The organism is Micromonospora sp. DT233 (assembly GCF_049841815.1).
Lineage (GTDB): Bacteria > Actinomycetota > Actinomycetes > Mycobacteriales > Micromonosporaceae > Micromonospora.
On record NZ_JBNCLB010000012.1, the window covers coordinates 129,364 to 154,184 of the forward strand.

Sequence of the window (24,821 nt, forward strand, 5' to 3'; positions counted from 1 at the left end):
CTACGAGGAGAAGTACAGAGCCTCGGCCAGGTGGGCGAGTTCCTGGTCCTGTCCGCCTGGTTGCGGGCACCTGGCCCTGGCGTGCACCAGGGAGGCCAGCATCTCGGCCTCCCTCTCCTGCTCGCTGGTGTAGCCGACACGACCGAGGACCCGACGGATCGACGTCGGGTCGAGGTCCGGCAGCAGGCCACCGAACACCGATTCGGCGATGTCGACGCCGAGGGAGTGGCCGCTGATGATGTGGGCGAGTTCGTGCAGGATGATGTGTTCGGAGTGGAGACGGGACGTGTTGACTTCAAAGAAGACATAGTCCGTCGAGGCCAGCGAAATCCACATGCCACACGGCGCCGTACGACTCAGGCCGGGCATGGGCCGCAGGCACAGTTTCCGCCCGCGGTACCGGGCGACCGCCTCCGACCAGCGTTCGAGGTTGAACGGTCGCGGAACGGGGATGTCGTCCAGTATCCGCTCACAGCGCTGCCGCAGCCTGCTCACGCGCCCCCCTGGCGAGTCATGGGTGGACGGCGCGCGACAACATGATGCCCACGAACCCTTGTCGTCGCGCCGCCTGCTCGGCGCTCACCCTACATGGACCGTGCTCAGTACAACACTCCTAACCTGAGTGAATCATCAGTGACCGGTGACCTGCACGGAGAGCCGCGAACGCGGCGCCACGGAGGCTTCGGCCGGCCACCGAGAGGCGTCCGGAAGCTACCGATCGATGTGAATGGCGTTCACTTTCGGCGGCCAAGAATCGACACCCAGCAGACCCATCGAGTACGCCTTCGAGATCAGCGCCACCCGGTTGGGCACCTTGAACTCGCGCATCATGCTGCTGACGTGGTACTCGACGCCCTGTCGACTGAGGAAGAGGCGGGCGGCGAGCTGAACGGTCGTGGCGCCGGTCGCGATCCCCTCGAGGATGCGGGCGTTGATGGCGCTCAGGCTCTTCTTGCGCCCCGGCCACGCCCGGCGCTCGTCCGCCCCGCGATCGGGGCTGATCAGCACCAGGACGGCCCGGGACTGGCCGTCGGCGGGGGCGACCGCCATGGCGGTGAGGGTCGCGGTGCTCGGGGTCACGCTGTGGCGCAGCACGGCGAGTCGCTCGACGAAACGCTCACTGCGCCCCTGGAGGAGACGCTCCAACTGGTGCAGCACGTGCGGCTTGGCCTGCGGGTGCAGCAGTTCACCGAAGGGCCGCCCCCGCAGGTTCACCAACGGGTCGCCGCACTGCCGCTCGAACGCCGCGTTGCTTTCCCGCACCCGCAGGTGCCGGTCGAGCACGGCGAAGCCCGACCCGTTGCGCTCGGTGATCGACAGGAAGATGTCGCGGTACTCGGCACCGGAGAGCAGCGGGCAGTCGGTGCCCAGGTCCGCGAGGGGATACGCGACGGCAGCGGTGGTTGTCACTGGTACGTCTCCTTGTTGTCGTCAAGGGGCCCGGCAGCTTGGGTCGCTGGCGTACCGGGGGTGCACCGGCCGGACCGGTGGCGCCGTGCCTGCGGCCAGGCAGCGGGTTCGGCCCGGTCGTCCGAGCCACGGATGATGAACCGGTCCCCGTCGGGGCAGCCCCGCTGGAGACCTCGGTTCTCAGCCGGCCGAGCGGGCCGCCCGAACGGCACGCGGGCGCCCCTTGCGGAGCCCCCGCGACCCGCCGTTGCGGGTGGCGCACCGGCTGGTCGACGGCCACTGGGACCATCGAGCTCGGCGGCTGTCGACTATTGTTGACACTGTCGCAGCGTAGGCAGCCCCATCTCCTAGTGTCAATACCAGTCGACACCTACGCAGGAGCATGTCCGCAGCAAGGGGGCGGGAAGGGTCCGGCTAGGGGTACCACGACTCGGCACCCGGATACACCGCCGTCAACTATTGTCTACAGAAGCGACGGGCGCGTAGGGTGGCCGGGTCGGACCGAGGCGCCGACGGTCGGGGGGCCAGCCGACGGTCGGGGGGCCAGCCGGAGAACGGGGGCCAGCCGGAGAACGGCGGGGCGACCGGAGAACGGCGGGGTGACCGGTTCCGCGGGCGGGCGGACGTCAGGGGCGGACGCTCGGCGGGTCCTGGTCCAGCCCTTCGAGCCTACGCACCTGGCGCAGCACCTCGGCGATGGTCTCGAGGCTCTCCGGGGAGAGGCCCGCCGCCCGGAAGGCGACCTCGCGGACGCCGGTGTCGGCCATCGCCGCCAGGAGCTCCCGCTGCTCCTCGATCCGCCCCGCGGCCTCTTCGTCGGCGAAGAAGTAGGAGACCGGGACGCCGAAGAAGCCGGCCAACGCCTCCAGGTGCTTCATCGTCGGGTTGTCCCGCTCCCCGCTGCGCAACAGGGAGATGTAGCTGTGGGTGATCTCGTACTTGGTGTCGCCGCGCTCGTGCGCCGCAGCGGTGATCGCGCCCGCGACGTAGCGGGAGCTGAACGGCTCGTTCTGCCCGGGGTGGAAGGTCTGGAACAGGTAGTTCAGCTTCTGGGCCAGCGTTCGTCGCCGAGGTGGCCCGCCCGGATTCGCCACGTGCGCTCCCTTCGGCCGACCCCAGCGTTACCCCTCAGAGAGCAAGGTTCCCTTGACATCCCCGCGTTGACTGCTGTTCACACTACCGGTCGGCGCAGCCGCCGAACAGCCATCGATCGTCGGTTGTCTCTACGACGCAGGTAGTAAGGCCGCGACGACCTACGCAGACCACGCCCGTCCGAGGCTACGGCAGGGCGCGGTGCCGACGGCCGCACCCCAGGTGCGGTCGGTGCGATAACGGGTACCCGCTGCGGGTGGAGCCGGATGACGACGCCGTGGACGTCGACGCGCCGCTCGCCGTGGACGGGCCCGCCGCGCCACACGACGCCAGCGGGGAGCAGGTGGCGACCCGGGACCTGAGCGGGCTGGCACCACCCACCCGGCCGGCCCGACGCTGGACGCCCCGCCGGGTCGTCGTCACCCCGGCGGCGCTCGACCACGCCCACGGGCGCCGGATCGTCGACCGGATCGAAGGGCTCGGCATCGCCGTCGAGCGGCTGCGCGCCAACCGGCTGGTCGGCCTGCGCGGCGAGACCGACCGGCAGACGTACGCGCGGGCCAAGTCGACCCTGGCGATCGTGGTCAGCCCGCCGTCGCGGCGAACGCTGCAGCCGATCGCGCCGAGTGCCGACTGGCGGGTGGACCTGGCCGAGGGCTGCCCGGCGCACTGCCAGTACTGCTATCTCGCCGGTTCGCTCTCCGGGCCGCCGGTGACCCGCGTCTACGCCGACCTCGACGACATCCTCGCCGGGCTGGCCGACTACGCCGGCCGGGGAACGGTGACCAGTCGTCGTGCCGCCCGCGCCGACGAGGGCACGACCTTCGAGGCGTCCTGCTACACCGATCCCCTCGCGCTGGAGCACCTCACGGGCAGTTGGCGCCGGGCCGTGGAGCACTTCGGTGCCTGGGACGCGCCGGTGCAGCTACGGTGGACCACCAAGTACGCCGATGTGGCGACGTTCGTCGGGCTGCCGAGCCACGGGCGTACCCGGGTGCGGTTCAGCGTCAACGCCGCGCCGATCAGCGAGCGGCTGGAGGGCGGCACCGCGACGGTCCCGCAGCGCCTCGACGCGCTGCGCACGCTGGCCCTGGACGGCTACCCGGTGGGGCTGACCATCGCCCCGATCATGCCGGCGCCGGGCTGGCGGGAACACTACGGCGCGCTGCTCGATCGGGTCGGGGTGGCCGTGGCCGGGGTCGACCGGCTGGACCTGACCGCCGAGCTGATCACGCACCGGTTCACGCCCGGCAGCAAGGAGGTGCTGCTCGGCTGGTATCCCCAGACCCGGTTGGAGATGGACGAGCAGTCCCGCCGGCGCAAGTTCGGCCGTTTCGGGGCCATGAAGTACGTGTACCCGCCCGAGGTGATGGCCGAGCTGCGCACCTGGTTCGAGCGGGAGCTGGCCGCGCGGGTGCCCGCCGCCCGGGTGCTCTACTGGACCTGACCCGGGTCACCGGCCTCCCCCGTCGCTGCCGGCGATCGACCGGACCGGCCTGGCGCTGACGGTCGTCGATATTGCCGGAACGTGCCCCGACGTGATGCAATAGCTCACATCGCCGCAGCACGGGGGCAACCGTGCTGGGAACGGCCAGCACGGGAGCAACGCAGCGCCGGCAGCGCGTCACCTTGGCAGACGCCAGCCCGCCGCATCGCCGGGCCACCTGCACGACGACGGGCGTCTTGCCGGGCAGGCAGGCTCGCCCGCCGCACATGTCACCGCGACGGCCGACGCGCCTCGACGTCCGACACGCAGGGGACGTCCGATGCGCTCCGCCAGTGCGCGAGAACCGGCGACGAGGTGAGAAGCAATCATGACTTCCCGAGAGAGTTTCGCGGGGTGGTACCGGCACCGCCTGGTGTGGGTGGCGGTGATCCTGGCGGCGACGGCCGGGGTGGTCGCAGTGGCCAACAGAGCCGCTCCAGAGCCGGCACCGGCGGACCTGCGGGGACAGATCGTGGCCCGGATTCGTACCACGCTCGAACAGGCGGACCCGGGTCAGCACCACCACGCCGGACCCGCCGTCGGGCAGGCGGCCGCCAAGGAGGAGAAGCCGGAGGTGATCTGCGGGGTCCGCGTCTACGGCTACGAACCGGCCGGCGTCACCGCGCTCGCCGACGTGCGGACCGTCTACGGCTTCCACCTCTGCGGGGTCGCCGAGCAGCGGCGCCCGTGGGACGTGGCGGTCAAGCTGGCCGGCCCGGTGATCATGGACATGTCCACCGATCCGCCGGGCATCCAGGTGGTCGAGGCCACGGCCGAGGTGAGGTTCGTCGACCGGCTCCGGGAGATGTTCCCGGCCAAGTACGCGGAGCTGGCGCTCCAGGAGGCGTTGGAGCGGCCTGAGATGGCCGACCTGCGCCGCCGGTACGACGCCGCCGCCGGGCTGTGACCAGGCCCCCGGGCCGCGCCGCATTCGGTGGCCCGTGGAAACTGTCGGTCCCCGGCGGTCGGCACCTCCCGTGCTTCGACGTGGGCGCCGCCCCGCGACGACGACTCCGGTCCAAATGATCCATAGATAGATCAATATTGATATTTCGGGCTACGGGTGCAATAGTTTGATTGGGAGCGCTCCCAAGTCGATCTCCAATACCGAGAAGCGGAGGATGAACAGTGCTTTCACACAAGCCCGATCACGCTGGCGGACTGTCCCGGTCAGTCGGCCGCCAGTCCTTCCAGGTGTTCGTCCTGCTGTTCGCCATGGTGGCCGCCACGCTGCCCTGGACCAGCCCGGCCCAGGCCCACGGCACCATCGTCAGCCCGGCGACCCGCGCCTACCAGTGCTGGAAGACCTGGGGCAGCCAGCACACGAACCCGGCGATGCAGCAGCAGGACCCGATGTGCTGGCGGGCGTTCCAGGCCAACCCCGACACCATGTGGAACTGGATGAGCGCCCTGCGGGACGGCCTCGCCGGCCAGTACCAGGCCCGCACCCCGGACGGGCAGCTCTGCAGCAACGCCCTGTCCAGGAACGACACCCTGAACCAGCCCGGACCGTGGAAGTCGACCTCGGTCGGCCGCAACTTCAACGTCCAGCTGTACGACCAGGCCAGCCACGGCGCTGACTTCTTCAAGGTCTACGTCACCAAGCCGGGCTTCAACCCGGCCACCCAGAGCGTCGGCTGGGGCAACCTCGACCTGATCACGACGACCGGGCGCTACGCGCCGGCACAGAACATCTCGTTCCCCGTCTCGGTCTCCGGGCGCACCGGCAACCACGTCCTCTTCGTGATGTGGAAGGCCTCGCACGCGGACCAGACCTACATGTGGTGCAGCGACATCACCATCTCCTGACCGGCAGGACCGGCAGCCGCAGCACCACCCGGCCCAGGGCGTCGACGCCCTGGGCCGGGTGGTGCTGCGGCCGGTCAGCGCCCGGTCCCCCGCCGGTCTCCCCATCTCCCAGGCATGCGCGGGGCTGCGCCGGTGGGCGCGGGTACGGCACTAGACTGCGTCGCCGTGGCGAACGTGGTGCCGCCCGGCCGCCGCTGCGGCGAGCCCGGCGTCGTGGTCGGGTCGCGGTGCTTCCGCGACACGCACGGCGAGGGCGTGCCGGCCGCGCTCCTCGACCTGGCCACACCGACCCGCCGGCGGCGAGCCGGCGACCGCCGGAGCCGGCGGGCCCGATCCGAGGGAGTTCCTGGATGAGCGCCATCCTGCCGGCACGCTCCGGCGCACCGGTCACTGTCCGCCCGTGCCTGACGTACGCGCACCGGGGCTCGTCCGGCATGGCGCCGGAGAACACCGCGGCCGCCTTCGAGCTGGCGATCGCCGACGGCGCCGACTACGTCGAGACCGACGTGCAGCTCAGCGCCGACGGGGAGCTGGTCGTCATCCACGATGTCACGCTCGCCCGCACCACCGACGCCAGGCTGCTGTTCGCCGACCGCGCGCCCTGGAACGTGCACGACTTCACCCTCGCCGAGCTGAAAAAGCTCGACATCGGAGGGTGGTACGACGACGCCTTCACCGGCCAGCAGATCCTGACGCTCGACGAGCTGCTGGACCTGCTCGGCGGCCGGGTCGGCCTGAACCTGGAGCTGAAGGCACCCGCGGCGAATCCGGGGCTGGCGGGGGCCGTCGCCGCCCGCCTGCGCGGGCGTCGCGACTGGATCGGGCCGGACGGCCGGCCGCGCCAGCCGCTCGTCGTCGGGTCCTTCGACGAGCAGGCCCTGCGGGACTTCCACGCCCGGCTGCCCGCCGTTCCGGTCTCGCTGATCGCCTACGACGTGCCGGCGAGCGGGCGGCTGACCGACCTCGCCGAGTGGACCTTCTCCGTCAACCCGGACATCCGCCGGTTGTGCCCCGAGGACGTGGCCCGCGTCGCCGAGGCGGGTCTGGCCCTCGTGCCGTGGACCGTCGACGCGCCGCAGTCGTGGCGGTGGGCCCTCGACACCGGCTGCGCCGGGATGATCACCAACTACCCGGACGCCCTGAGGAAGCTGCTCCACGGCCGCGATCCGCTGCCCGACGCGGCGGGGGTGGTCGTCCAGGACGTGGTTCACCACCGCCCCGACGACGAGCCGCCGTGGGCCGGCGAGCATGTCGTCCTGCGCAACGTCTCCGGGCAGTCGGTGGACGTCAGCGGCTGGTATCTGCGCAGCCAGTCCTCGAAGCGGGTCGTGGTGGGCGACGGCTACGTCATCGCGCCGGGCGGGCTGCTGCGGGTCTGGACCGGGCCGGGCACCGACGACGCGGCCAACTGTCACAACGGCCACGCCGCCGCCGTCTGGAACGGCACGAAGGGCGACTCCGCCGGGCTGCATCGCGTCGACGGCACGATCGTCGACCTGCACGCGTACCTCGTCTGACCCGGCGGGGCCGGTGGGGCCGGGCCGGGTCAGACGAGGGGCCGGCCCCGACGGAGCCGGCCCCTCGACGGTGCTGTCTTTCCGGCGGTCAGCCGACCGTCTTGTTGTAGCTGTCGATGGCGGGCTGCAGGCTCGCCGCGGCGTCCTTCATGGCCTGCTCGGCCGGCTTGCTACCGACGATCGCCGCCTCCAGGCCGTCCTCGGAGGCCTTGCGGGCCTGCGGCATCACGCCGAGCAGGCAGCCGGCCGACGCGACCGACGGCGGCAGCCCGTGCAGCTGGTCCACGGCGGTCTTGAACTGCGGATACTGCGCCACCCAGTCCTTGTCGACCTGCTCGTCGAGCGCCTTGGAATTGACCGGCACGTACCCCGTGCCGGTGTGCCACTTCGCCTGCTGCTGCGGGCTCGAGGCGAACTTAAGGAACTCCCAGGCGGCCCGCTTCTCCTTGTCGCTGTGGCCGACGCCGTTGATCCACAGCGAGGCCCCACCGATGATCGGCCCGCCCGTGGCCGAGCTGCTCGCCTTCGGGTACGGCGCGGTGAGGACGGTGAACTTGCCCTTGGCCGCGTCGATGTAGCCGCGCATGGCGCCGGTGGACTCCAGGTGCATCGCCACCGTGCCGGCCTTGAAGGCGGCCTGGGCGTCGTCGGTCTTGCGGCCGGTGTTCGTCGCGTAGCCGCCCTTCACCAGGTCCGCCCACCACTGCGCGACGCGCACGCCGGTCTCCTGGTCGAACTGCACCTTCGTGGCCAGGCCCTTGCGGCCGTTGCTGTTGTCGCAGTACTCCTTGCCGTCGGTGGCGATCAGCTGCTCCACCAGCCAGCCGTAGATGGCGGCGCCGAAGCCGTACTGGACGGTCCTGCCGCCGGCGTCCTTGACGGTCAGCTTCTTCGCCGCCTCCCCGATCTCGTCGAGGTCGCGCGGCGGCTTCGTCGGGTCGAGGCCGGCCTTGACGAAGGCCTCCTTGTTCAGGTACAGCAGCGGGGTGGAGGTGTTGAACGGCATCGACTGCAGCTTGCCGTCGATCGAGTAGTAGTTGGCGATGTTCGGCTCGATGTCGCCGACGTTGAAGTTGTCCTTCTCGATGAACTTGTACATCGGCACGGTCTGCTTCGAGTCGACCATGAAGCGGGAGCCGATGTCGTAGATCTGCACGAGCGCGGGGGTGCTCTTCTGCTGCACCGAGGCCTTGTACTTGGCGATGGTCTCGTCGTAGTTGCCCTGGTAGACCGCCTTGACCTCGGCCTTGCCCCCGCTCTGGGCGTTGAAGTCGGCGACGAGCTTGTCGATCGCCTCGGCGTTGGCGCCCTTCATCCCGTGCCAGAACTCGATGGTGGTCTTGCCGGTGGCCTTCTCCAGCACCTCCGCGCCCGGCGCCTCGAGCGCGTCGGCGGAGTCGGTGCCGGAGCCCGAGCCGCCGCACGCCGTCAGCGCGGCGGCGGCGGAGAGGGCGGCGAACGCCGCCAGGGCCCGGCGGAGCTTGGGTTGTCTCACGGGTTCTCCACTTCTGAAGTTAACGCAGCGCGCCGGCGGTGATGCCGCGGACGATGTAGCGCTGACCGAAGAGCACGACAGCCAACGTCGGGAGCAGCGACAACGCGACGCCCGCGAGGACGAGGCCGGGTTGTGCCACCTCGGCGTCGTTGAGCTGCGAGATGCCGATCTGCAACGTCTGGTACTCGGAGTCGCGAATCAGGATCAGCGGCCAGAAGTACTGGTTCCACGCCGAGAGGAAGACGTAGACCCCGACCGCGGCGATCGAGGGCTTGGAGAGCGGCACGATGACCCGCCACAACAGGCGCCAGTGCCCGCACCCGTCGATCACCGCGGCGTCGCGCAGCTCGGTGGGGAACTGCAGGAAGGCCTGCCGCAGCAGGAACGTGCCGAAGGCCGAGGCGAGGAAGGGCAGCACGAGGCCGAGGTAGGTCGCCCCGCCCCGGGCCAGGCCCCAGCCGGAGATGGCCAGGTAGTTGGGGATGATGATCGCTTCCCACGGCACCATGAGGGTGGCGAGGAAGAGACCGAACGTCGCCGCCTTCGCGGGCAGGCGGAGGAACGCGAAGGCGTACGCGGCCAGGATGCTGGTGATGACCTGCGCCACCGTGACGGCCCCGGCCTGGACGGCGGAGTTGACGTAGAAGCGGCCGAGCGGCACCGATCGGAAGACGTCGGTGATGTTCTGCCAGTAGAGCTCGCTCGGCACCAGGGCGGGTGGGTAGGTCGCCAGGTCACCGGGGCCCATCACGGCCCCGACGAAGCCGTAGTAGATGGGGAACAGGACCGGGATCGCGGCGAGGACGAGCACCACGTAGACGGCGACGCGCCCGAGGCTGATCTTTTTCATCGGTAGTGGACCCGCCGTTCGAGGACGCCGAACTGGACAGCCGTGCAGCCGAGCATGACGACCAGCAGCACGACGGCCTGCGCGCTGGCCGACCCGAAGTCGGAGGACCCGAAGGCGAAGGCCTTCTCGTAGATCGAGTAGACCAGCGTCGTCGTGGCCTGGTCCGGGCCGCCCTTGGTCAGGATGTGGATCTGCCCGAAGCTCTGCAACGCGTGGATGGTGGAGATCACGACGAGGAAGAACAGCTGCGGGGAGAGCAGCGGCAGAGTGATCCGGGACGCCAGCCGCCAGCCGGACGCGCCGTCCAGCCGCGCCGCCTCGAGCACCTCGGGCGAGATCGCCGAGACGCCGGCGGAGAGCACGAGGACGTTGTAGCCGAAGTTCATCCAGACCGTCGCGGCGCAGACGGCGGGCAGCGCGATCGACGGGTCGGTGAGCCAGTTGACCCGGTCGATCCCGACGGAACCGAGCAGGCCGTTCGCCACGCCGATCGCCGGGTTGTAGATGACGGCGAAGATCACCGACGCGGTCGCCACCGAGAACGCGAACGGCAGCGCGAAGGCGGTGCGGAACGCGCGTACGCCGCGGATGCACGCCTCCAGCAGCAGCACCACGAAGAGCGCGCCCAGGACGGCCGGCACCACGGAGAAGAGAGTGAAGAGGCCGGTCGTGGCCAGCACCTTGCCGAATTCGGCGGAGAGCAACTGCCGGTAGTGCTCGGCGCCGACGTAGACCGACGGGGCACCGAAGAGGTCGTTGCCGTGGACGGAGAGGTACAGGGTGCGTCCCAGCGGCCAGAACACGAACAACGCGAAGACCACGACGGACGGCAGGAGGAGCAGCCACCCGAGACCGGACTCGACGACGCGTGCCGGCCTCCCCCGCCGGACGGCGGAGGGCGTGGGCTCTGTGGTCGAAGCGCGATCATCCGGTGGGGCGTCGACGGTGCGAGGGACGGGCACGGCAGCACAGTACCAACGGCATGGGCGGAAATAAATCCGTCAATTCAGGACCCGGAGTTGAAGGTTCTTTACAGTGCCGCTGCGGTACGACCGCCCCGGCCGGGTCACTGCTCGGGCGGGTGCCGGTTTGTCGGCAAGGGACAGGGGTACCCATTTCGCTGCGCTTCGGAGGAAAGCCGGGGCGACATGTCCGGCAGCGCTTCGGCCCAGGAGGCAGTCAATGCGAGCGATGGTCTACCGCGGTCCGTACCGGCTGCGGGTCCAGGAGAAGGACCGCCCGGCCATCGAGCACCCCAACGACGCGATCGTCAGGGTGACGCGGGCGGCGATCTGCGGGTCCGACCTGCACCTCTACCACGGCATGATGCCCGACACCCGGGTCGGGACGACCTTCGGCCACGAGTTCGTGGGCGTGGTCGACGAGGTCGGCCCGTCGGTGCGCAGCGTCAAGCCGGGTGACCGGGTCATGGTGCCCTTCAACGTCTACTGCGGGTCGTGCTTCTTCTGCGCCCGGGGGCTCTTCAGCAACTGCCACAACGTCAACCCCAACGCCACCGCCGTCGGCGGCATCTACGGCTACTCGCACACCTGCGGCGGCTACGACGGCGGCCAGGCCGAGTACGTCCGGGTGCCGTTCGCCGACATCGGCCCGAGCCCGATCCCCGAGTGGATGGACGACGACGACGCCGTCCTGCTCACCGACGCCCTCGCCACCGGCTACTTCGGCGCGCAGCTCGGCGACATCGTCGAGGGTGACGTGGTCGTGGTCTTCGGTGCCGGGCCCGTGGGGCTCTACGCCGCGAAGTCGGCCTGGCTGATGGGCGCCGGTCGGGTCATCGTCATCGACCACCTCGACTACCGGCTGGAGAAGGCGGCGTCGTTCGCCCACGCCGAGACCTGCAACTTCGCCGAGTACGACGACATCGTCGTACACCTGAAGAAGATCACCGACCACCTCGGCGCCGACGTGGTCATCGACGCCGTCGGCGCCGAGGCGGACGGCAACCTCCTGCAGCACGTCGCCGCCGCGAAGCTGAAGCTACAGGGTGGCTCCCCCGTCGCCCTGAACTGGGCGATCGACTCGGTCCGCAAGGGCGGAACCATCTCGGTGATGGGCGCCTACGGGCCGATGTTCAGCGCCGTCAAGTTCGGCGACGCGATGAACAAGGGCCTGACCCTGCGGATGAACCAGTGCCCGGTGAAGCGGCAGTGGCCGCGCCTGTTCGAGCACATCCGCAACGGCTACCTCAAGCCCAGCGACATCGTGACCCACCGGATTCCGCTGGAACACATCGCCGAGGCGTACCACATCTTCTCCGCCAAGCTCGACGGCTGCATCAAGCCGCTGATCGTTCCGAACCCCGCCTGACGAGACCGGGAGCCCGCCATGGCCTACACCGCTGACAAGCCGAAGCTGGCCGAGTCCAGCGCCGAGCTGCGTGCCCGAATCCCCGGGTGGGGTGCCGACCTCGACCCCAAGGACCGCCCCTCGGTGCCGCAGGAGCGCTTCGACCCCACCCTCAACGGGGCCCGCTGGGAGTTCCCCGAGCGGCAGCCCGAGAAGTGGCCGAGGGAGCGGTCGATCGAGCACAAGTTCCTCACCCCCGTCTTCGGCACCTCGTGCCCGCCCAAGGGGCTCTCCGGCCTGATCCGCCGGTACTCCTACCGCACCTACAGCGAGGCACGCGCCGCCCACTGGCTGCTCCTGCTGGCCGCCGACCGGGTGGACGCGGTCGAGAGCAACCTCGCGTCGTTCCTGACCCGCCGTCCGGACAACCCGATCACCGAGACCGGTGTGCTGAGCGAATTCACCCACCAGGGGCTCCGGTCACGGGCGCACGGTAACCGGGTCGACCGCGTACACCACCCGCTCGACCCGGTCCTCGTCGCCGCGCCCTGGGTGCTGGCCGGAGCTGCCGCCTATCTGGCCCTGCGCCGGGTCGCCGGCCGCCGGTAGGGCAGCGAAACAGCCGGTGTGGGGCCAGCACCCCGGGTAGGGAGGAGCGCACGGGTCAGACCTGCGCCCTCCCTGCCGAGTCCCGTCGCCCGCCACGAACGAGCCGTCGGTGGACAGCGGAGACGTCAGGTCAGAACACAAACTCCTCCTACGCGCGGCCGTCGGTCCGCCCCGAGGGTCACTCGGCCCGATCTCCCCTCATGTCGCTGGCCCGCACCGGGAACGGCTCGGCGAGGCTCGTCACCGCGCTGACTGACCTCGCCCCTTCGAAGAGGTGTGAACCCTTCCCCGGCGGGGTAGCTTGGTTGGCCAGGGTCAAGACATGCGCCCCCCTAAGTGGTCATCCGTTCGCAGCCGGACGTCGATGACCACGAAGCCCACGAGCTTCGGAGGCGACATGTCGATTCCCACCATCCCCGCCCGATCCCGGCGGTGCGCCACCCACGCTCCGCACCCGGGCCCGCCCAGCGGCTCGGTGGCGTTGAGCTGCGTCGGCCGCCCCCGGCGGAAAAGCTGATCACCGTCCGCGCCGAGGTGGCGCGGGCGGGCGGGGAACCCGCGATCCCGGACGCCGCGCCGTGCGTGCGGTACCGGCCCGCCGTCGACGGTGTGGACCAGCCTGCGATGACCGCGCCGTGCGGTGCCGCACTGCCCGCGCCTTCCCACAGCCACCTCGACGAACCTCACCAACCCCCTCAACCACCACATACGGCAAGGAAGCCCATGACCATCACCGCCCCGGCCCGCCCCACCCAGGCGGCCACCGCAGACGGGCCCAGCTCCACCGACTCGCTTGCCAGTCAACTGCTCGCCGCACTGGTCGCGCTGCCGGCCGACCACCCGTCGCGGCCTGCCGCCCGGCATCGGGCCATCGAGGCCTGGCTTCCGCTGGCCAACCATCTCGCTCGTCGCTACCACGGCCGCGGACAACCGAGCGAGGATCTCACGCAGACCGCCGCACTCGCATTGATCAAGGCGATCGACAAGTTCGACCCGACGCGGGGGGTGGACTTCGCCGGCTACGCCATCCCCACCATCGTGGGCGAGATCAAGCGGCACTTCCGCGACCGCGCCTGGGACGTGCGGGTGCCGCGCCGCCTGCAGGAGCGGCGGCTGGCCATCTCGCAGGCCAACGGCACGCTCACCCATGTCCTTGGCCGGTCACCGACCGTCGCCGACATCGCCACGTACCTCAATCTCACCGAGGAGGAGGTCCTGGAGGGCCTGGAGGGTGCTCGCGCCTACAGCGCGGTGTCGCTGTCCAGCCCGGTCGGGGACGGCACCACCACCACCACGGAGCTGGGCGACATGCTCGGTGGCGAGGACACGGAGCTCGCCCTCGCCGAGCTCAGGCTGGCTCTCGTCCCGGCGCTCGCCACCCTCGACGAGCGGGAGCAGAAAATCATCTCACTGCGCTTCCACGGCAACCTCACCCAACAGGAGATCGCCGAAAGGGTCGGCGTGTCCCAGATGCACGTCTCCCGGCTGCTGACCCGCTCCCTGGCCAAGCTGCGGAAACACCTGACCGCCGGCTGACCCCGCGCGCCACCCCCGACCTCCGTCGGGGGTGGCCGCCCGGCCCCCACCCAAGTAAGGGGGCGTCTGGCACCGCGAGATCGTCGAATGGGCCGACGCCACGCCCGCGCTCGGTGCCCCCGCTTTCATGGCGCGTCGGCTCAGGGCCACCGTTGCAGGATGCGGTCGTACTCGGCTTGGGTGACCGGGAGCACCGTGCCGTGCCGGGGCCGGCCGGGCAGGCTGTAGCTCGGCACCGCGCTCCACTGCCCGCTGCTCAGGTCGGTGGTGGTGAACGGGAGGTACCCGCGGCCGCCGTACTCGTCGACGTACATGTACCACCGTCGCTCCGTGTTCGACTTGAACACCAGCGGTCCCTCGCCCTGCGAGAGGGAGCCCCGGCCGATGCAGTCGCGCAGGAAGGAGAAGTTGCGGTTGAGAACGGTGGTCGAGGTCTCCGCGAGGATGAACTTGCCGCACGCCGACTGTGAGGCGCTGCGCTCGTCCTTCGTGAACCGGTAGAACGTGCCGTTGTCCTTGATCATCGTGGAGTCGATGGTCGAGTAGCCCTTGTCGACCCAGACCTGTGGGGCGCTGAAGGTGCGGAAGTCGCTGGTGGTCGCGTACATCATGCGGTTGTAGGTACTGGTGGTGTGGTTCGGATCGTCGGCCGGGTAGAGCTTGGCGGCCCAGTAGACGACGTACTGCCCGATGGTCTCGTCGTAGTACGCCTCCGGCGCCCAGGTGTTGCCGGCGGTGTCGGGCGAGACCCGCACCAGTCGTGGCGCGCTCCAGGTGGCCAGATCGGTGGACTCCCAGACCACGATCGACTTGCTGCCGGAACGCTGGGCGGCGTCCCAGTTGCCGTTGCCGTAGATCCGCAGGTCGGTGGCGATCTGGTAGAAGCGGTCGCCCTGCGGCGAGCGGATGATGAACGGGTCGCGCGCCCCACGGGTGCCGACGGTGGAGGACAGCACCGGCCGACCGCCGTTGAGCTGCCGCCAGCGGGTGGGGTCGTTGCCCTGGCTGAGGGCGAAGTAGACCTGCTCACCGTCGCTCGTGCCCTCGCCCAGCATGTGACTGAACAGGTAGCCGGCGTACGCCGGACCGGGACTGCCCTGGACGGGGACGAGTTGCCACTGCTGATTGGTGCCGCCGTTGTCGGTGTACTGCGAGACTCGTGACCCGTCGGCGGTCGAGCGCTCCCACACCTCGAGCGCCTTGCCGCTGTTGCGGTTGATCAGCTTGACCTGGCCGGTACCGGTCTCCGTCACCGACCACTGCTGATTCGTCCCACCGGTGTCGGGCCACTGGATCACGTTGGCCCCGTCCGCCGTCGACCTGCCTTCGACATCGACGACCTTGCCGCTGAGCCGGGCCCGGAGTCGATAGAACCCCCCGCCGGCATCCACGAACTGGAACTGCTGGCTGGCCGAGGACGTGGTGGTCTGCTGGACGAGGCCGGCCCCGTCGGCCGTCGACCCGCCGGCGACGGCCAGCGTCTTGCCGCTGTGCCGGGCGACAAGCTGGTAGAACGCCGTAGGGTCGATGGTCGCCGCGTAAGCCGCCGGGGAGGCGACCGCGAAGCCTGCCGAGGCGATCGCGACGACCCCGGTCAGCACCGCCGCCATCAGGCCCCTGCGCCGCCGGGTGTCCCGCCGATGGATCATCTGTGTCACTCCTGTCATGTCGGGTGGTGGCAGCCCGCGCGCACCTGACTCATCCGGTCGGTCAGCTCCCACGCTATGTTATCGCTCACATCGATGACTTACATTGTCCTAGTGAGAATCTCCCGCCGTCCTCGATGGCCATCAGTGATCATGCGAGGCTCCGGGTGATCGCTAACAGCACCGGCGACGACGTGATGACCCGTTCTTCCCAGCTCCCCGCCACAAGGAGTGCTTCATGAGGATCACCGCTCGGGTCTGCCGCAGCTCGGCCCTCGTACTGAGTCTGGTGGTCGCCCTGCTGGCCACCTTCGCCGCGCCGGCGTCCGCGGAGTTCATCAGCATCAGGAACCCGGTCGTCTCCCAGCGCGCCGACACCGCCGTCTACAAACACAGCGACGGCTACTACTACATGACGGCGTCGGTGCCCGACTACAAGCGGGTGGAGCTGCGCCGGTCCACCACCCTGCAGGGCCTCGGCACGGCCCCCACGACGAACGCGTTCGTGGCACCGTCCAGCGGAGCGCTCAGCGGTTGGATCTGGGCGCCCGACATCCAGTACTACGACGGCGCCTGGTACATGTACTTCTCCGCGTCACCGAGCACCGCCCGGTTCGACCAGCGGCTGTACTGGATCCGCAACACCTGCGCCAACCCGATGACGTGCTCCTGGAGCGCCCCCCAGCGCTTCCACACCGGCTGGGAGTCCTTCCAACTCGACGCGGCGTCCTTCGTCAACCGTGGGGTGCGCTACTTCGTGTGGGCGCAGGACAGCCCGTCCACGAACTACAACAGCCACATGTACATCGCCCGGATGAACGGCGCGACCGGCATCACGGGCGCCGCGGTCGAGATCGCCCGGCCCACCCACAACTGGGAGTCCGAGGGCGTCGCCGGCGTCGTGGAGGGTCCGTCGCCGCTGGTGAGAAACGGCCGGGTCTTCATCGCGTACTCGGCATCGGCCACCGACTCCCGCTACAAGCTCGGCCTGCTCTCCGCGCCGGACACCGCCGACCTGCTCAACCCGGCCTCCTGGGCCAAGCGGCCGAACCCGGTCTTCCAGACCGCCAACGGTGTCTACGGCCCCGGGCACGGCAGCTTCACCGTGGCCGAGGACAACAGCACCGACATGCTCGTCTACCACGCCCGCGACTACGCCAACCCCACCCCGGACGCGCTGACCGACCCCAACCGGCACACCCGGATGCAGCAACTGCACTGGCAGGAGAACGGCGATCCGTTCTTCGGCCAGCCGATCCCGAGCAGCGTGACGAATCCCGGCATCCGAGGCCAGTTCAGCAACCGATGCGTCGACAACTACAACCGCGACACCACCCTCGGCGCCCTCGTGCGGCTCTACGACTGCAACGGCGGCACCGCCCAGCAGTGGGAGTTCACCTACCGCGCGGCGGGCAGCTACTACGAGATCCGCAACCGCAACACCGGCACCTGCCTGGACGACCTCAACTTCAACACCGCCCCGAACGCCGATGTCGGTCTCTACACCTGCAACGGCTCGACCGCCCAGCGGTGGACCTTCCAGGACCGTGGCAACGGCTGGTTCTCGCTGCGCAACGTCGCCGGCAACATGTGCCTGGACAACTACGAGTGGAACGCGGCCAACGGCGCGCGGCTATCGCTCTATCCGTGCAACGGCGCCGGGGCCCAGCTGTGGCGCCGAGGCTGACCACCCACCACCGGCAAGAGGCCCGGCGTCGACCAGGTCAAGGATGTCCGAACCCAGAGAGAGGCCAGATCCAGTGATTGGACGTTTCACGACCCGGCGGACGTCGTCCGACGGTCCCGGGTCAGGAGCAGCGCGGAGTGTCCGGCCGTCCCGCCGGCTGCTGAGCGCCCTGCTGAGCGCGGTGACGGCGATGGTCGGCGTCGTCGTCGTCACGTCATCGCCGGCCACCGCCGCCACCAACCAGTTCCGAGGCATGAACTGGGCCGTGCTGGGTGACAACTTCAGCACCGGCCCGCTCGTCGTGCAGGGCCTGAGCGCGTCCGACAGCAATGCGACGGTGCGGGCCAAGGCGAATGCCCTCTACGACGACATGGCCGCCACCATGGGGGTCAACACCGTCCGGCTGCCCATCAACACCCACACGGTGGGGACGGCGTGGTGGAACGCCTACCGGGGCGCCATCGACGCCGCCACCGCCCGCGGGTTCAAGGTGATCCTCGCCTACTGGGAGGACGGTGCCGCCTCCGGCGGCAGGATCACCAACCTCGCCGCGTGGAACACCATGTGGTCCGCGGTGACCAACGCCTACGGCTCGAACAGCAACGTCTACTTCGAGCCGATGAACGAGCCGCACGGCTACAGCTCGGCGGAGTGGCGCGACGTCGCGGCCAACTGGCTCAGCTACCACTATTCGGCGGTGCCCGGCCGGGTGCTCATCGGCGGCACCGGCTTCAGCCAGGACCTGCGCGACATCTGCAACGACACCCGCTTCGCCTCGACGTTGCTCTCCTTCCACCACTACGCCTTCTTCTACGGCGCGATGACCTACGACGCCTTCCGCAGCCACATCCAGACCCGCCTCGGCAACTGCGCCTCCCGCGCGGTCGCGACCGAGTTCGGCGCACCCATGAACGACGGACGCAACTACGCCGACGCGGGCAGCACCGACAACTTTGTACGCCACATCCGCGCCATGGCGCAGGTCATGCGCGACAACCAGATGGGCGGCACCTACTGGCCCGCCCTCGGCGGCAAGCCCGGCACCATCGGCTACGACTGGTACTCGATGTACTCCCTCAGCGGCAGCGGCACCGACCTCAACCTGACCGTCCGCAACACCTCCGGAGCCAACCGCATCCGCTACGCGTGGGGCGACACCATCGGCGGCGACCCCACGACGCCTCCGCCGGGAACGGAGACGTACTACCGGATCAACGTGCGGCACAGCGGCAAGGCCATGGACGTCCAGTCACCGAACACCGACAACGGCGCGCGCGTCGGCCAGTACACGTACGGCGGCAACGCCTGGCAGCAGTGGCAGTTCCAGGACGCCGGCAGCGGCTACTGGCGCGTCATCAGCCGGCACAGCGGAAAGTGCCTCGACGTGGTGAGCGCCTCGACCGCCGACGGTGCCGAACTCGTCCAGTACACCTGCGGCACCGGCACCAACCAGCAGTTCCAGCTGGTCGCCAACGGCAGCTACTTCCAGCTCCGCGCCCGGCACAGCAGCAAGTGCGTCGACGTACCGGCCGCATCGACCGCAGACGGCGCAATCCTCAAGCAGTACCCCTGCAACACCGGGACCAACCAGCAGTGGTCGCGCACGGCCGTCTGACCATCGTCACGACGCCATCACGGTACGACCGGCACCCCCGGCACCGAGCTCGCGCTCTGTGTCCGGGGGTGCACGCCGTACCGACACCGCATCCGGTGCACGGCGACGATGACCAACGGCAGTTCCAGCGCGATCGCCAGTGAAGTCGTCTCGCCCTTGAGCGCGACGCCGGGGCCGGTGGTGGTGGTGACGCCAAGCGCGCCGCCGTACGAGGCCCCCAGCGCGGCGCCGATAGCGGCGATCTCGTCCTCGGCCTGCACGGTCGTCACGACGAACCGCTTGTGCTTCGACAGCTCGGGCAGGATGTCCGAGGCCGGTGTGATCGGGTAGGGCGGAGATTCCCTCCACGCTGCGCTTACTCGACCCGGCCTCGTATCACCGTGGCCCCTCGATCCGCGTGGGCGGCCAGGCGGCCAGCTCACCGGATCCGAGCACCGAGACCGATCCGCTCCCGCCACCGGCCATCACCCAGGCGGTCACCGCGGAAGCGACCTGCTCGGTGGGCGTCGCGCCGACCCGCCCGAGAGGCCCGTTCGACATGTCGGTCCACATTCTCGGTGCCCGGGCCACGAGCACGCGCAGGCCACGGCGGTGGGCACAGTGCGCCGCGAGCGCTTCCACCGCGGCTTTCGCCATCGTGTAGTGCGGCCATTCCTCCGGATGGTCCTCGACCGTCGAGGAGGAGACCACCACCAGCCACCCGTCCGGGCGCAGCATGGGCAGCGCAGCCGTCAGCGGATTCAAGGCCATCGCCACGCTGGTGTCGATGAACGACCGCATCGACGCCACGCTGTCCGGATGCAGGCTCGACGAGAGGACGGCCGGTCCCGCCGACAGCACCACGCCGTCGATGAGCGTGCCGGTCGCCGCGAGTGCGCCGATCGCCGTGCGCACGCCCACCTCGTCAGCGGCGTCCATGGGTAACGAGTGGACACGCTCACCGAACTCCGCGCGCAACCCCGCAGCCGAGCCGGCCGGGCGGTGCGCGGCCCACACCGTCGCGCCCTGCCCCGCGAACGCCGCAGTGAAGGCCGCGCCAAGGCCGCGGCTTCCGCCCACGACCAGGATCCGCGCCCCGGTGAGCCGATCGCCGGCCGGGAGAAGGTCGCTGCGCGGCGGCGTCACCGGGGGACGATGGAACGCCTGCATGCTGATGCGCACCCCGGCGGCGGAACCGGTGCAGACCGCCTCGGTGACGAGGGTGCCGGTGCGAGGCTCCAGGGTGGTGAGCACCGTCGAGTACTCCGGTGGGCCGGTCTGCTCGGCAGGGGCCGGATCCACCCGAACGGTGACCTTGGCGAAGAGCGCGCTCCGGCCGGGCCTGCGCATGCCCACGTACCAGCTGCTCCAGGCCAGCGCGCCGAGCAGAGCCGGCGGGAGCGCGCCGGCGCCCATCCGCCGGGCCAGGTCGCCCAGCGCGCCGAGCGAGGCGACGGCGTACTTCCCGCGCTGCCGATCGCCCACCCTCATCGTCTCGACGTCGGGCACCTCGGCGACCGGCGGCAACACCAGATCCATCGGTTCTGCCGCGCCGGCGAAGGACGGGCCGGGACGCATATCGACCCGCAGGACGGTGATCTCACCCTCCCGGACCTCGACCGCGACAGAGCCGTCGGCGGCACAGCGAACCTTGGGCCGGCAAACCGCTCCGGGTCGCACCGGCCGGGAGAACCTGGCGGTCAGCGAGCCGACGGCGGCCAGCCGGTCCGCCGGCACTGCGGCCATGGCGGCTAGGACGACAAGGACGCCGTGCGCGATCGTGCCGCCGTACGGCGTCCGCCGCGCGAAGTTCTCGTCGACGTGCAGGGGGTTGACATCGCCGCTGGCCCGGGCGAAATCATCGACGTCGGCACGGCTCAACCGGATCACGGTGCTACTCACGGCGCTCCTCGATGTCGGTGCGGTCCGCCCCCTCCCAGGCAGCGGAGCGGTCGTTGCGGGTCTCAAGCAGGCTCTGCCACAGCAGACGCTCGGTGGGAGACAGGACGAAGGGATCGGACGGGATCCGTTCCGGGTGCCCCGGCGACGGTTCCCCCGGTGGAGTGTCCGGACCGGGCGGTTCCGCAGCGCGGGGCTGCTCGGAGCGTGACTCGACCGTCGGCATCGGCAGCATCACGATCGCCAGGCCACGAAGCCCTTCGGCCGAGATGCGCAGTATCCACCGCAGTAGACGCGCCACCGGATGGCTCATCACACCCCCACGAGGTATTCGTCGATCGGCACCCCGGCGCTGATCGCGGCGCGGGCCCCGACCACGGCCCGCGCGTGGCCCGCTCCGGCCGCGCCGACCAGCCGCCCGTGCGCGCTGTAGAGCACGAGAAACTTCCCGGTGTCGTCGTCGGCGCTGATCGGATGCGACCGGTCGGCGCGGCAGGGCCGGCCGACAATCTGCAGCTTGAGCCCATACTGATCAGTCCAGACGTAGCCGGAAGGCACGTACGGCACCCGGTCGCCGGGCTGGGCCAGGATGTTGGTCGCCACGATTCGGGCCATGTCGACGGCACCGGTCCAGTGCTCGTCGCGCTCGCTGCGCCCGCCGTGGTCGAATCGGGCCACGTCGCCGACGGCCCACACTCCCTCGGTCCCCTTGACCGAGCAGTGCTGGTCACCGACCACGCCGTCGGCCAGCGGCACCCCGCTGCCGTCCAGCCATCCGGTCACCGGCGCGGCGCCGATCGCCACCACCACGACGGCCGCGGGCAGCCTGGCACCGTCGGTGAGGGCGACGCCGCTGACCCGGCCCGCCTCGGTTTGCAGGCCCGCGACCCGCCGTTTGAGCAGCAGGCGCACGCCATGCCGGGTATGCCAAGTGCCGACCCGGTCGCTTGCGGTTCGTCCGCGGGCCCCGCCGAGGGCGGCCCAGAGCGGGCCGGCTTCGGTCTCGACAACCGTGACGTCGTGCCCGGCCGTGCCCAGCGTCGCCGCCACCTCGCAGCCGAGGACGCCGGCACCGATGACCACCACCGGAGACGGCCTGGCCAGAGCCGCGCGCACGGCGAGAACATCATCGACCGTACGCAGGGTGTGCACTCCCGCCACCGTTGCGGTCCCGGGCAGCCGGCGCGGCGCGGCGCCTGACGCGATGACGAGATCACCGAAGGGCAGGGTCGTCCCATCGGTGAGCACCACCGTCCGGCCCCGAATGTCCGTGGCAACCGCCGGGCACCCCAGCATCAGGTCGACACCGATCGCCGCCCACTCGTCGGCCGAGCGGAAGCGCAGCCGCTCGGGCGCGTGCCGTCCGGCCAGCACGTCCTTCGACAGACCGGGACGGTCGTACGGAAGGTGCCGTTCGGCCGCGACGACGGTGATCGGCCCCCGATGGCCGGCGTCCCGGAGTCCCTCGGCCGTGCGCGTGCCCGCCAGGCCGCCGCCGACGATGACGACACGCGACTCGGCCCGGGTCATCTCGCCGGTACGGTGTCGCGCCGAGCCGCCGCCCAGTGCCGGCGCAGGTGCGGCAGGAACTCGTCGGCCCGCTCGTCGGGGAAGTACAGCTTTCCGCCCTCGATCTCGACGACCTCGCTGGCGCCGGGGATCAGGTCGCGCAGCCAGTAGGCCCAGGAGACCTCGAAGTGGAAGTCGCCGGTGCCCCAGACGATCAGCGTGGGGGCCGTCAAGGCGCGCAGTCCCGGTTCGGCGCCGAGCAGGTCCTTGCTGTCCAGCGAGCTCAGCAGCCGTTCGAAGGCTCGCGCCGCCGCCAGGGTCCCGCACACCGGCTCCAGGTAGGTCCGCAGCGTCTCGTCCGTCAGCAGGTCCGGGAACTCGTAGTTGAGCCCGATGGCCCGATCACCCGACCGGGCCGTCTCGATGTCCACGATCATGTTCTGCGCGATGGGCGCCAGCTCACCACGGCGGGCCAGTTCGACCGTGCCCTTGAAGGCCTCGTTGGGGATGTTGTCGTGCGCCTCGCAGTTGGTCAGCGTGAGGCTGGTGAGACGCTCGGGGTGGCGGGAGACGAAGATCTGCGAGATCGCGGCGCCGGTGTCGTTGGCGACCAGGTCCACGCCGGTCAACTCCAGCGCGTCCAGGAAGTGCTCGATCGTGTCGGCCAGGGCGGACAGCGACAGGTCCTGCGTCTCGCCGGCCGGGCTGCTGCCGTGTCCGGGCAGGTCGATGGCGATGCACCGCCGCTCGTGCCGCAGCTCGCCGATCACCCGGCGCCACAGGTAACCATTGGTGCCGAGCCCGTGCACGAAGAAGGCCACCGGCCCCTCACCGACGTCCGCGTAACCGATCGGGCCGGACGCGGTGTCGACCGTCTTCTTGTGCCGCTGGAATTCCTGCAAGTTCATCGGTTCGCCTCCTGGTGCTCGTCGACGAAGGAGATGGCCTTCTCGGGGCAGGCGGACAGACCCCGCAGCGCGATCGCCCGTGCCTCCTCGGGCACGGTGAACTCACCCATCTCGTTGAAGGCGGTGTCCTCGTTGATCTGATAGATCCCGGGCGCCATGGCGGCACACATCCCGTGCCCGGTGCAAAGCTTCTCGTCCACCCGGATTCTCATGCCGCCGCCTTGATCGGATAGGTGAGGTGGAGCGACGTGACCCCCCGCACGGTGGTGAAATGCCGGACCGGCGGGATGCCCTCGGTGAGGCCGTACCGCGGGACGCGGGCGTGCCACTCCTCCATCGCGGTCCGGATGACCCGGCGCGCCAGGTGCATGCCGAGGCAGCGGTGCGGGCCGATGGCGAAGACCAACTGCCGCATGGTAGGCCGGTCGAAGTCGACCTCGTCCGGGTTGTCGAAGACGGCGGGGTCCAGCCCCGACATGCCCCACGGCACCAGGACCATCTGGCCCTTCTTCATCGTGATCCCGTGGCGTTCGACGTCCTGGACCACCAGCCGTGCCGTCGCCGACACCGGGTCGTGCCGGATCAGTTCCTCGACGACCGCCGGGATGCGGTCCGGCTGTGCCACGACGAGGTCCTGGACCTCGGGGTGCTCGGCCATGTAGAGGAACACCACCGCCATCGCTGCCGTGGTCGTATCGAAGGCCGCGAGCATGTTCATGAACGCGACGTTGATCATCTCTTCCCTGGTCGGCTGCCGGCCGTCGAACCTCATCCGGAGCAGACCGCTCAGAACGTCCCGCCGGCCCTCGATGCCCTCGGCGCGACGCTTGTCGATCGCCTCACCGAAGAAGTCCCACAGCGGCTGGGCGGCCGCCACCACATCGTCGTCGTTGTTGGCCTTCGGCAGCTGCTGACGCAGGTACTCCTTGTACTCCAGGATCTGCGGCATTCGGCTGCGGTCGATGCCGAAAGTGATGAGGAACGCCTCGGCCGGCAGCCGCACCGCAATCTCGGAGATGAACTCGCAGTTTCCCCGTTCGGCCGCCGCCGCGATCGTGTCAGCCGCGGCCCGCCGGATCTGCGGCGTGAAGTGATTCACCATGGACGGATTGAACAATTCCGACAATGCCTGGCGCCACCGGCGGTGATGATTCCCGTCCAATTGGATGGGGATCGACTTCTCCTTGAAGACGTCGTGCGGAGGAATCGCGAGGAAGGAGTTGGAGAAGATCTCCGGGTTGCGCGCGACCCACTCCATGTCCTCGTACCTGGTGATCATCCAATAGCCGCCGAGCTCCTCGGACCACACGATCGGCGAGTGGTCGCGGATCTCCTTGAAATAGGGAACCGGGTCGTCCTGGAGCCACGGCTGGTACACGCTCCACTGCTTGATGCGCTCCTCCAGCGTGGCCGGAACGTGGTACGGGCATCCGCCCGCGCCGCTGCCGTCAGCCATCACAACTC

Annotated in this window: 22 protein-coding genes and 1 pseudogene; 9 read left to right on the forward strand and 14 right to left on the reverse strand. The window is 70.0% G+C overall.

Going from position 1 to position 24,821, the window contains the following annotated elements; genetic code table 11:
* The 3 genes from ACLQ2V_RS22130 to ACLQ2V_RS22140 all read right to left on the reverse strand — a co-directional run bounded on the left by ACLQ2V_RS22130 (position 1) and on the right by ACLQ2V_RS22140 (position 2,504).
* A complete protein-coding gene (locus ACLQ2V_RS22130; protein WP_425720466.1) occupies positions 1 to 495 on the reverse strand; it encodes a hypothetical protein in 495 nt (164 codons plus the stop codon).
* 216 nt (positions 496 to 711) lie between these two features.
* Entirely contained in the window at positions 712 to 1,410 is a 699-nt protein-coding gene (locus ACLQ2V_RS22135; protein WP_425720467.1) for a LuxR C-terminal-related transcriptional regulator, read from the reverse strand.
* Positions 1,411 to 2,036: 626 nt separating this feature from the next.
* A complete protein-coding gene (locus tag ACLQ2V_RS22140; RefSeq protein WP_425720468.1) occupies positions 2,037 to 2,504 on the reverse strand; it encodes a helix-turn-helix domain-containing protein in 468 nt (155 codons plus the stop codon).
* Positions 2,505 to 2,758: 254 nt separating this feature from the next.
* Between ACLQ2V_RS22140 and ACLQ2V_RS22145 the strand changes: the two genes are divergently transcribed.
* The 4 genes from ACLQ2V_RS22145 to ACLQ2V_RS22160 all read left to right on the forward strand — a co-directional run bounded on the left by ACLQ2V_RS22145 (position 2,759) and on the right by ACLQ2V_RS22160 (position 7,314).
* A complete protein-coding gene (locus ACLQ2V_RS22145) occupies positions 2,759 to 3,949 on the forward strand; it encodes a spore photoproduct lyase family protein (RefSeq protein WP_425720469.1) in 1,191 nt (396 codons plus the stop codon).
* 367 nt (positions 3,950 to 4,316) lie between these two features.
* The gene (locus ACLQ2V_RS22150; RefSeq protein ID WP_425720470.1) at positions 4,317 to 4,895 is read left to right on the forward strand and encodes a hypothetical protein; all 579 of its coding nucleotides are present in this window, start codon (positions 4,317 to 4,319) and stop codon (positions 4,893 to 4,895) included.
* Between the two features lie 287 nt (positions 4,896 to 5,182).
* A complete protein-coding gene (locus ACLQ2V_RS22155; RefSeq protein ID WP_425720471.1) occupies positions 5,183 to 5,797 on the forward strand; it encodes a lytic polysaccharide monooxygenase in 615 nt (204 codons plus the stop codon).
* 350 nt (positions 5,798 to 6,147) lie between these two features.
* Entirely contained in the window at positions 6,148 to 7,314 is a 1,167-nt protein-coding gene (locus ACLQ2V_RS22160; RefSeq protein ID WP_425720472.1) for a glycerophosphodiester phosphodiesterase family protein, read from the forward strand.
* A gap of 88 nt (positions 7,315 to 7,402) precedes the next feature.
* Here the strand turns inward: ACLQ2V_RS22160 and ACLQ2V_RS22165 are convergent, their stop codons facing one another.
* The 3 genes from ACLQ2V_RS22165 to ACLQ2V_RS22175 are packed head-to-tail and all read right to left on the reverse strand — an operon-like array spanning position 7,403 to position 10,480.
* Positions 7,403 to 8,809 carry an ABC transporter substrate-binding protein gene (locus ACLQ2V_RS22165; protein ID WP_425720473.1) on the reverse strand — a complete coding sequence of 469 codons (1,407 nt, stop codon included), beginning with the start codon at positions 8,807 to 8,809 and terminating at the stop codon, positions 7,403 to 7,405.
* 19 nt (positions 8,810 to 8,828) lie between these two features.
* Positions 8,829 to 9,659 carry a carbohydrate ABC transporter permease gene (locus ACLQ2V_RS22170; protein ID WP_425720474.1) on the reverse strand — a complete coding sequence of 277 codons (831 nt, stop codon included), beginning with the start codon at positions 9,657 to 9,659 and terminating at the stop codon, positions 8,829 to 8,831.
* Positions 9,656 to 10,480, reverse strand: a complete 825-nt coding sequence (locus ACLQ2V_RS22175) for a carbohydrate ABC transporter permease (RefSeq protein WP_425720475.1) — start codon at positions 10,478 to 10,480, stop codon at positions 9,656 to 9,658. Before ACLQ2V_RS22175 ends, ACLQ2V_RS22170 begins: the two co-directional genes overlap by 4 nt.
* A 361-nt stretch (positions 10,481 to 10,841) precedes the next feature.
* On the opposite strand from ACLQ2V_RS22175, the gene ACLQ2V_RS22180 reads away from it, so the two are divergent.
* The 3 genes from ACLQ2V_RS22180 to ACLQ2V_RS22190 all read left to right on the forward strand — a co-directional run bounded on the left by ACLQ2V_RS22180 (position 10,842) and on the right by ACLQ2V_RS22190 (position 14,114).
* Positions 10,842 to 11,990: a zinc-dependent alcohol dehydrogenase gene (locus tag ACLQ2V_RS22180; protein ID WP_425720476.1), complete on the forward strand. Its 1,149-nt coding sequence runs from the start codon at positions 10,842 to 10,844 to the stop codon at positions 11,988 to 11,990.
* An 18-nt stretch (positions 11,991 to 12,008) separates the two neighbouring features.
* Positions 12,009 to 12,578 carry a hypothetical protein gene (locus tag ACLQ2V_RS22185; protein ID WP_425720477.1) on the forward strand — a complete coding sequence of 190 codons (570 nt, stop codon included), beginning with the start codon at positions 12,009 to 12,011 and terminating at the stop codon, positions 12,576 to 12,578.
* A 723-nt stretch (positions 12,579 to 13,301) separates the two neighbouring features.
* Positions 13,302 to 14,114 (forward strand): SigB/SigF/SigG family RNA polymerase sigma factor, encoded by an 813-nt coding sequence (locus tag ACLQ2V_RS22190; RefSeq protein ID WP_425720478.1) that lies wholly within the window; start codon positions 13,302 to 13,304, stop codon positions 14,112 to 14,114.
* A gap of 140 nt (positions 14,115 to 14,254) precedes the next feature.
* Here the strand turns inward: ACLQ2V_RS22190 and ACLQ2V_RS22195 are convergent, their stop codons facing one another.
* Complete coding sequence (locus tag ACLQ2V_RS22195; RefSeq protein ID WP_425720479.1) at positions 14,255 to 15,763, reverse strand: RICIN domain-containing protein; 1,509 nt, start codon at positions 15,761 to 15,763, stop codon at positions 14,255 to 14,257.
* A gap of 235 nt (positions 15,764 to 15,998) precedes the next feature.
* Here ACLQ2V_RS22195 and ACLQ2V_RS22200 point away from each other — a divergent pair, with 235 nt between their 5' ends.
* Complete coding sequence (locus tag ACLQ2V_RS22200; protein WP_425720480.1) at positions 15,999 to 17,447, forward strand: family 43 glycosylhydrolase; 1,449 nt, start codon at positions 15,999 to 16,001, stop codon at positions 17,445 to 17,447.
* Between the two features lie 190 nt (positions 17,448 to 17,637).
* Positions 17,638 to 19,062 carry an RICIN domain-containing protein gene (locus ACLQ2V_RS22205; protein ID WP_425720499.1) on the forward strand — a complete coding sequence of 475 codons (1,425 nt, stop codon included), beginning with the start codon at positions 17,638 to 17,640 and terminating at the stop codon, positions 19,060 to 19,062.
* A gap of 50 nt (positions 19,063 to 19,112) precedes the next feature.
* On the opposite strand, the pseudogene ACLQ2V_RS22210 reads toward ACLQ2V_RS22205, so the two are convergent.
* The 7 genes and pseudogenes from ACLQ2V_RS22210 to ACLQ2V_RS22240 form a co-directional block, all read right to left on the reverse strand.
* Positions 19,113 to 19,487 (reverse strand): annotated as a pseudogene (locus tag ACLQ2V_RS22210) (2-oxoacid:acceptor oxidoreductase subunit alpha); the annotation flags it as partial.
* A complete protein-coding gene (locus tag ACLQ2V_RS22215) occupies positions 19,438 to 20,943 on the reverse strand; it encodes an SDR family NAD(P)-dependent oxidoreductase (RefSeq protein ID WP_425720481.1) in 1,506 nt (501 codons plus the stop codon). The gene ACLQ2V_RS22215 and the pseudogene ACLQ2V_RS22210, both read right to left, overlap by 50 nt.
* Positions 20,936 to 21,253 carry a hypothetical protein gene (locus tag ACLQ2V_RS22220; protein ID WP_425720482.1) on the reverse strand — a complete coding sequence of 106 codons (318 nt, stop codon included), beginning with the start codon at positions 21,251 to 21,253 and terminating at the stop codon, positions 20,936 to 20,938. Before ACLQ2V_RS22220 ends, ACLQ2V_RS22215 begins: the two co-directional genes overlap by 8 nt.
* Positions 21,253 to 22,470, reverse strand: a complete 1,218-nt coding sequence (locus tag ACLQ2V_RS22225) for an NAD(P)/FAD-dependent oxidoreductase (protein WP_425720483.1) — start codon at positions 22,468 to 22,470, stop codon at positions 21,253 to 21,255. The genes ACLQ2V_RS22220 and ACLQ2V_RS22225 overlap by 1 nt, the downstream gene beginning before the upstream one ends.
* Positions 22,467 to 23,357 (reverse strand): alpha/beta fold hydrolase, encoded by an 891-nt coding sequence (locus ACLQ2V_RS22230; RefSeq protein ID WP_425720484.1) that lies wholly within the window; start codon positions 23,355 to 23,357, stop codon positions 22,467 to 22,469. Before ACLQ2V_RS22230 ends, ACLQ2V_RS22225 begins: the two co-directional genes overlap by 4 nt.
* On the reverse strand, positions 23,354 to 23,569 hold the full coding sequence (locus ACLQ2V_RS22235) for a ferredoxin (RefSeq protein ID WP_425720485.1): 216 nt from the start codon (positions 23,567 to 23,569) through the stop codon (positions 23,354 to 23,356). Before ACLQ2V_RS22235 ends, ACLQ2V_RS22230 begins: the two co-directional genes overlap by 4 nt.
* Positions 23,566 to 24,813, reverse strand: coding sequence for a cytochrome P450 (locus tag ACLQ2V_RS22240; RefSeq protein WP_425720486.1), 1,248 nt, complete (start codon positions 24,811 to 24,813; stop codon positions 23,566 to 23,568). Before ACLQ2V_RS22240 ends, ACLQ2V_RS22235 begins: the two co-directional genes overlap by 4 nt.
* Positions 24,814 to 24,821: the final 8 nt, after the last annotated feature.

Excerpts from the sequence above, each read along its gene's own strand:
- ACLQ2V_RS22195 (WP_425720479.1), bottom strand. The coding sequence starts at position 15,763 with ATGATCCATCGGCGGGACACCCGGCGGCGCAGGGGCCTGATGGCGGCG.
- ACLQ2V_RS22235 (WP_425720485.1), bottom strand. The coding sequence starts at position 23,569 with ATGAGAATCCGGGTGGACGAGAAGCTTTGCACCGGGCACGGGATGTGT.
- ACLQ2V_RS22180 (WP_425720476.1), top strand. The coding sequence starts at position 10,842 with ATGCGAGCGATGGTCTACCGCGGTCCGTACCGGCTGCGGGTCCAGGAG.
- ACLQ2V_RS22185 (WP_425720477.1), top strand. The coding sequence starts at position 12,009 with ATGGCCTACACCGCTGACAAGCCGAAGCTGGCCGAGTCCAGCGCCGAG.
- ACLQ2V_RS22150 (WP_425720470.1), top strand. The coding sequence starts at position 4,317 with ATGACTTCCCGAGAGAGTTTCGCGGGGTGGTACCGGCACCGCCTGGTG.
- ACLQ2V_RS22190 (WP_425720478.1), top strand. The coding sequence starts at position 13,302 with ATGACCATCACCGCCCCGGCCCGCCCCACCCAGGCGGCCACCGCAGAC.
- ACLQ2V_RS22225 (WP_425720483.1), bottom strand. The coding sequence starts at position 22,470 with ATGACCCGGGCCGAGTCGCGTGTCGTCATCGTCGGCGGCGGCCTGGCG.
- ACLQ2V_RS22240 (WP_425720486.1), bottom strand. The coding sequence starts at position 24,813 with ATGGCTGACGGCAGCGGCGCGGGCGGATGCCCGTACCACGTTCCGGCC.
- ACLQ2V_RS22230 (WP_425720484.1), bottom strand. The coding sequence starts at position 23,357 with ATGAACTTGCAGGAATTCCAGCGGCACAAGAAGACGGTCGACACCGCG.
- ACLQ2V_RS22170 (WP_425720474.1), bottom strand. The coding sequence starts at position 9,659 with ATGAAAAAGATCAGCCTCGGGCGCGTCGCCGTCTACGTGGTGCTCGTC.
- ACLQ2V_RS22205 (WP_425720499.1), top strand. The coding sequence starts at position 17,638 with ATGGTCGGCGTCGTCGTCGTCACGTCATCGCCGGCCACCGCCGCCACC.
- ACLQ2V_RS22160 (WP_425720472.1), top strand. The coding sequence starts at position 6,148 with ATGAGCGCCATCCTGCCGGCACGCTCCGGCGCACCGGTCACTGTCCGC.
- ACLQ2V_RS22200 (WP_425720480.1), top strand. The coding sequence starts at position 15,999 with ATGAGGATCACCGCTCGGGTCTGCCGCAGCTCGGCCCTCGTACTGAGT.
- ACLQ2V_RS22220 (WP_425720482.1), bottom strand. The coding sequence starts at position 21,253 with ATGAGCCATCCGGTGGCGCGTCTACTGCGGTGGATACTGCGCATCTCG.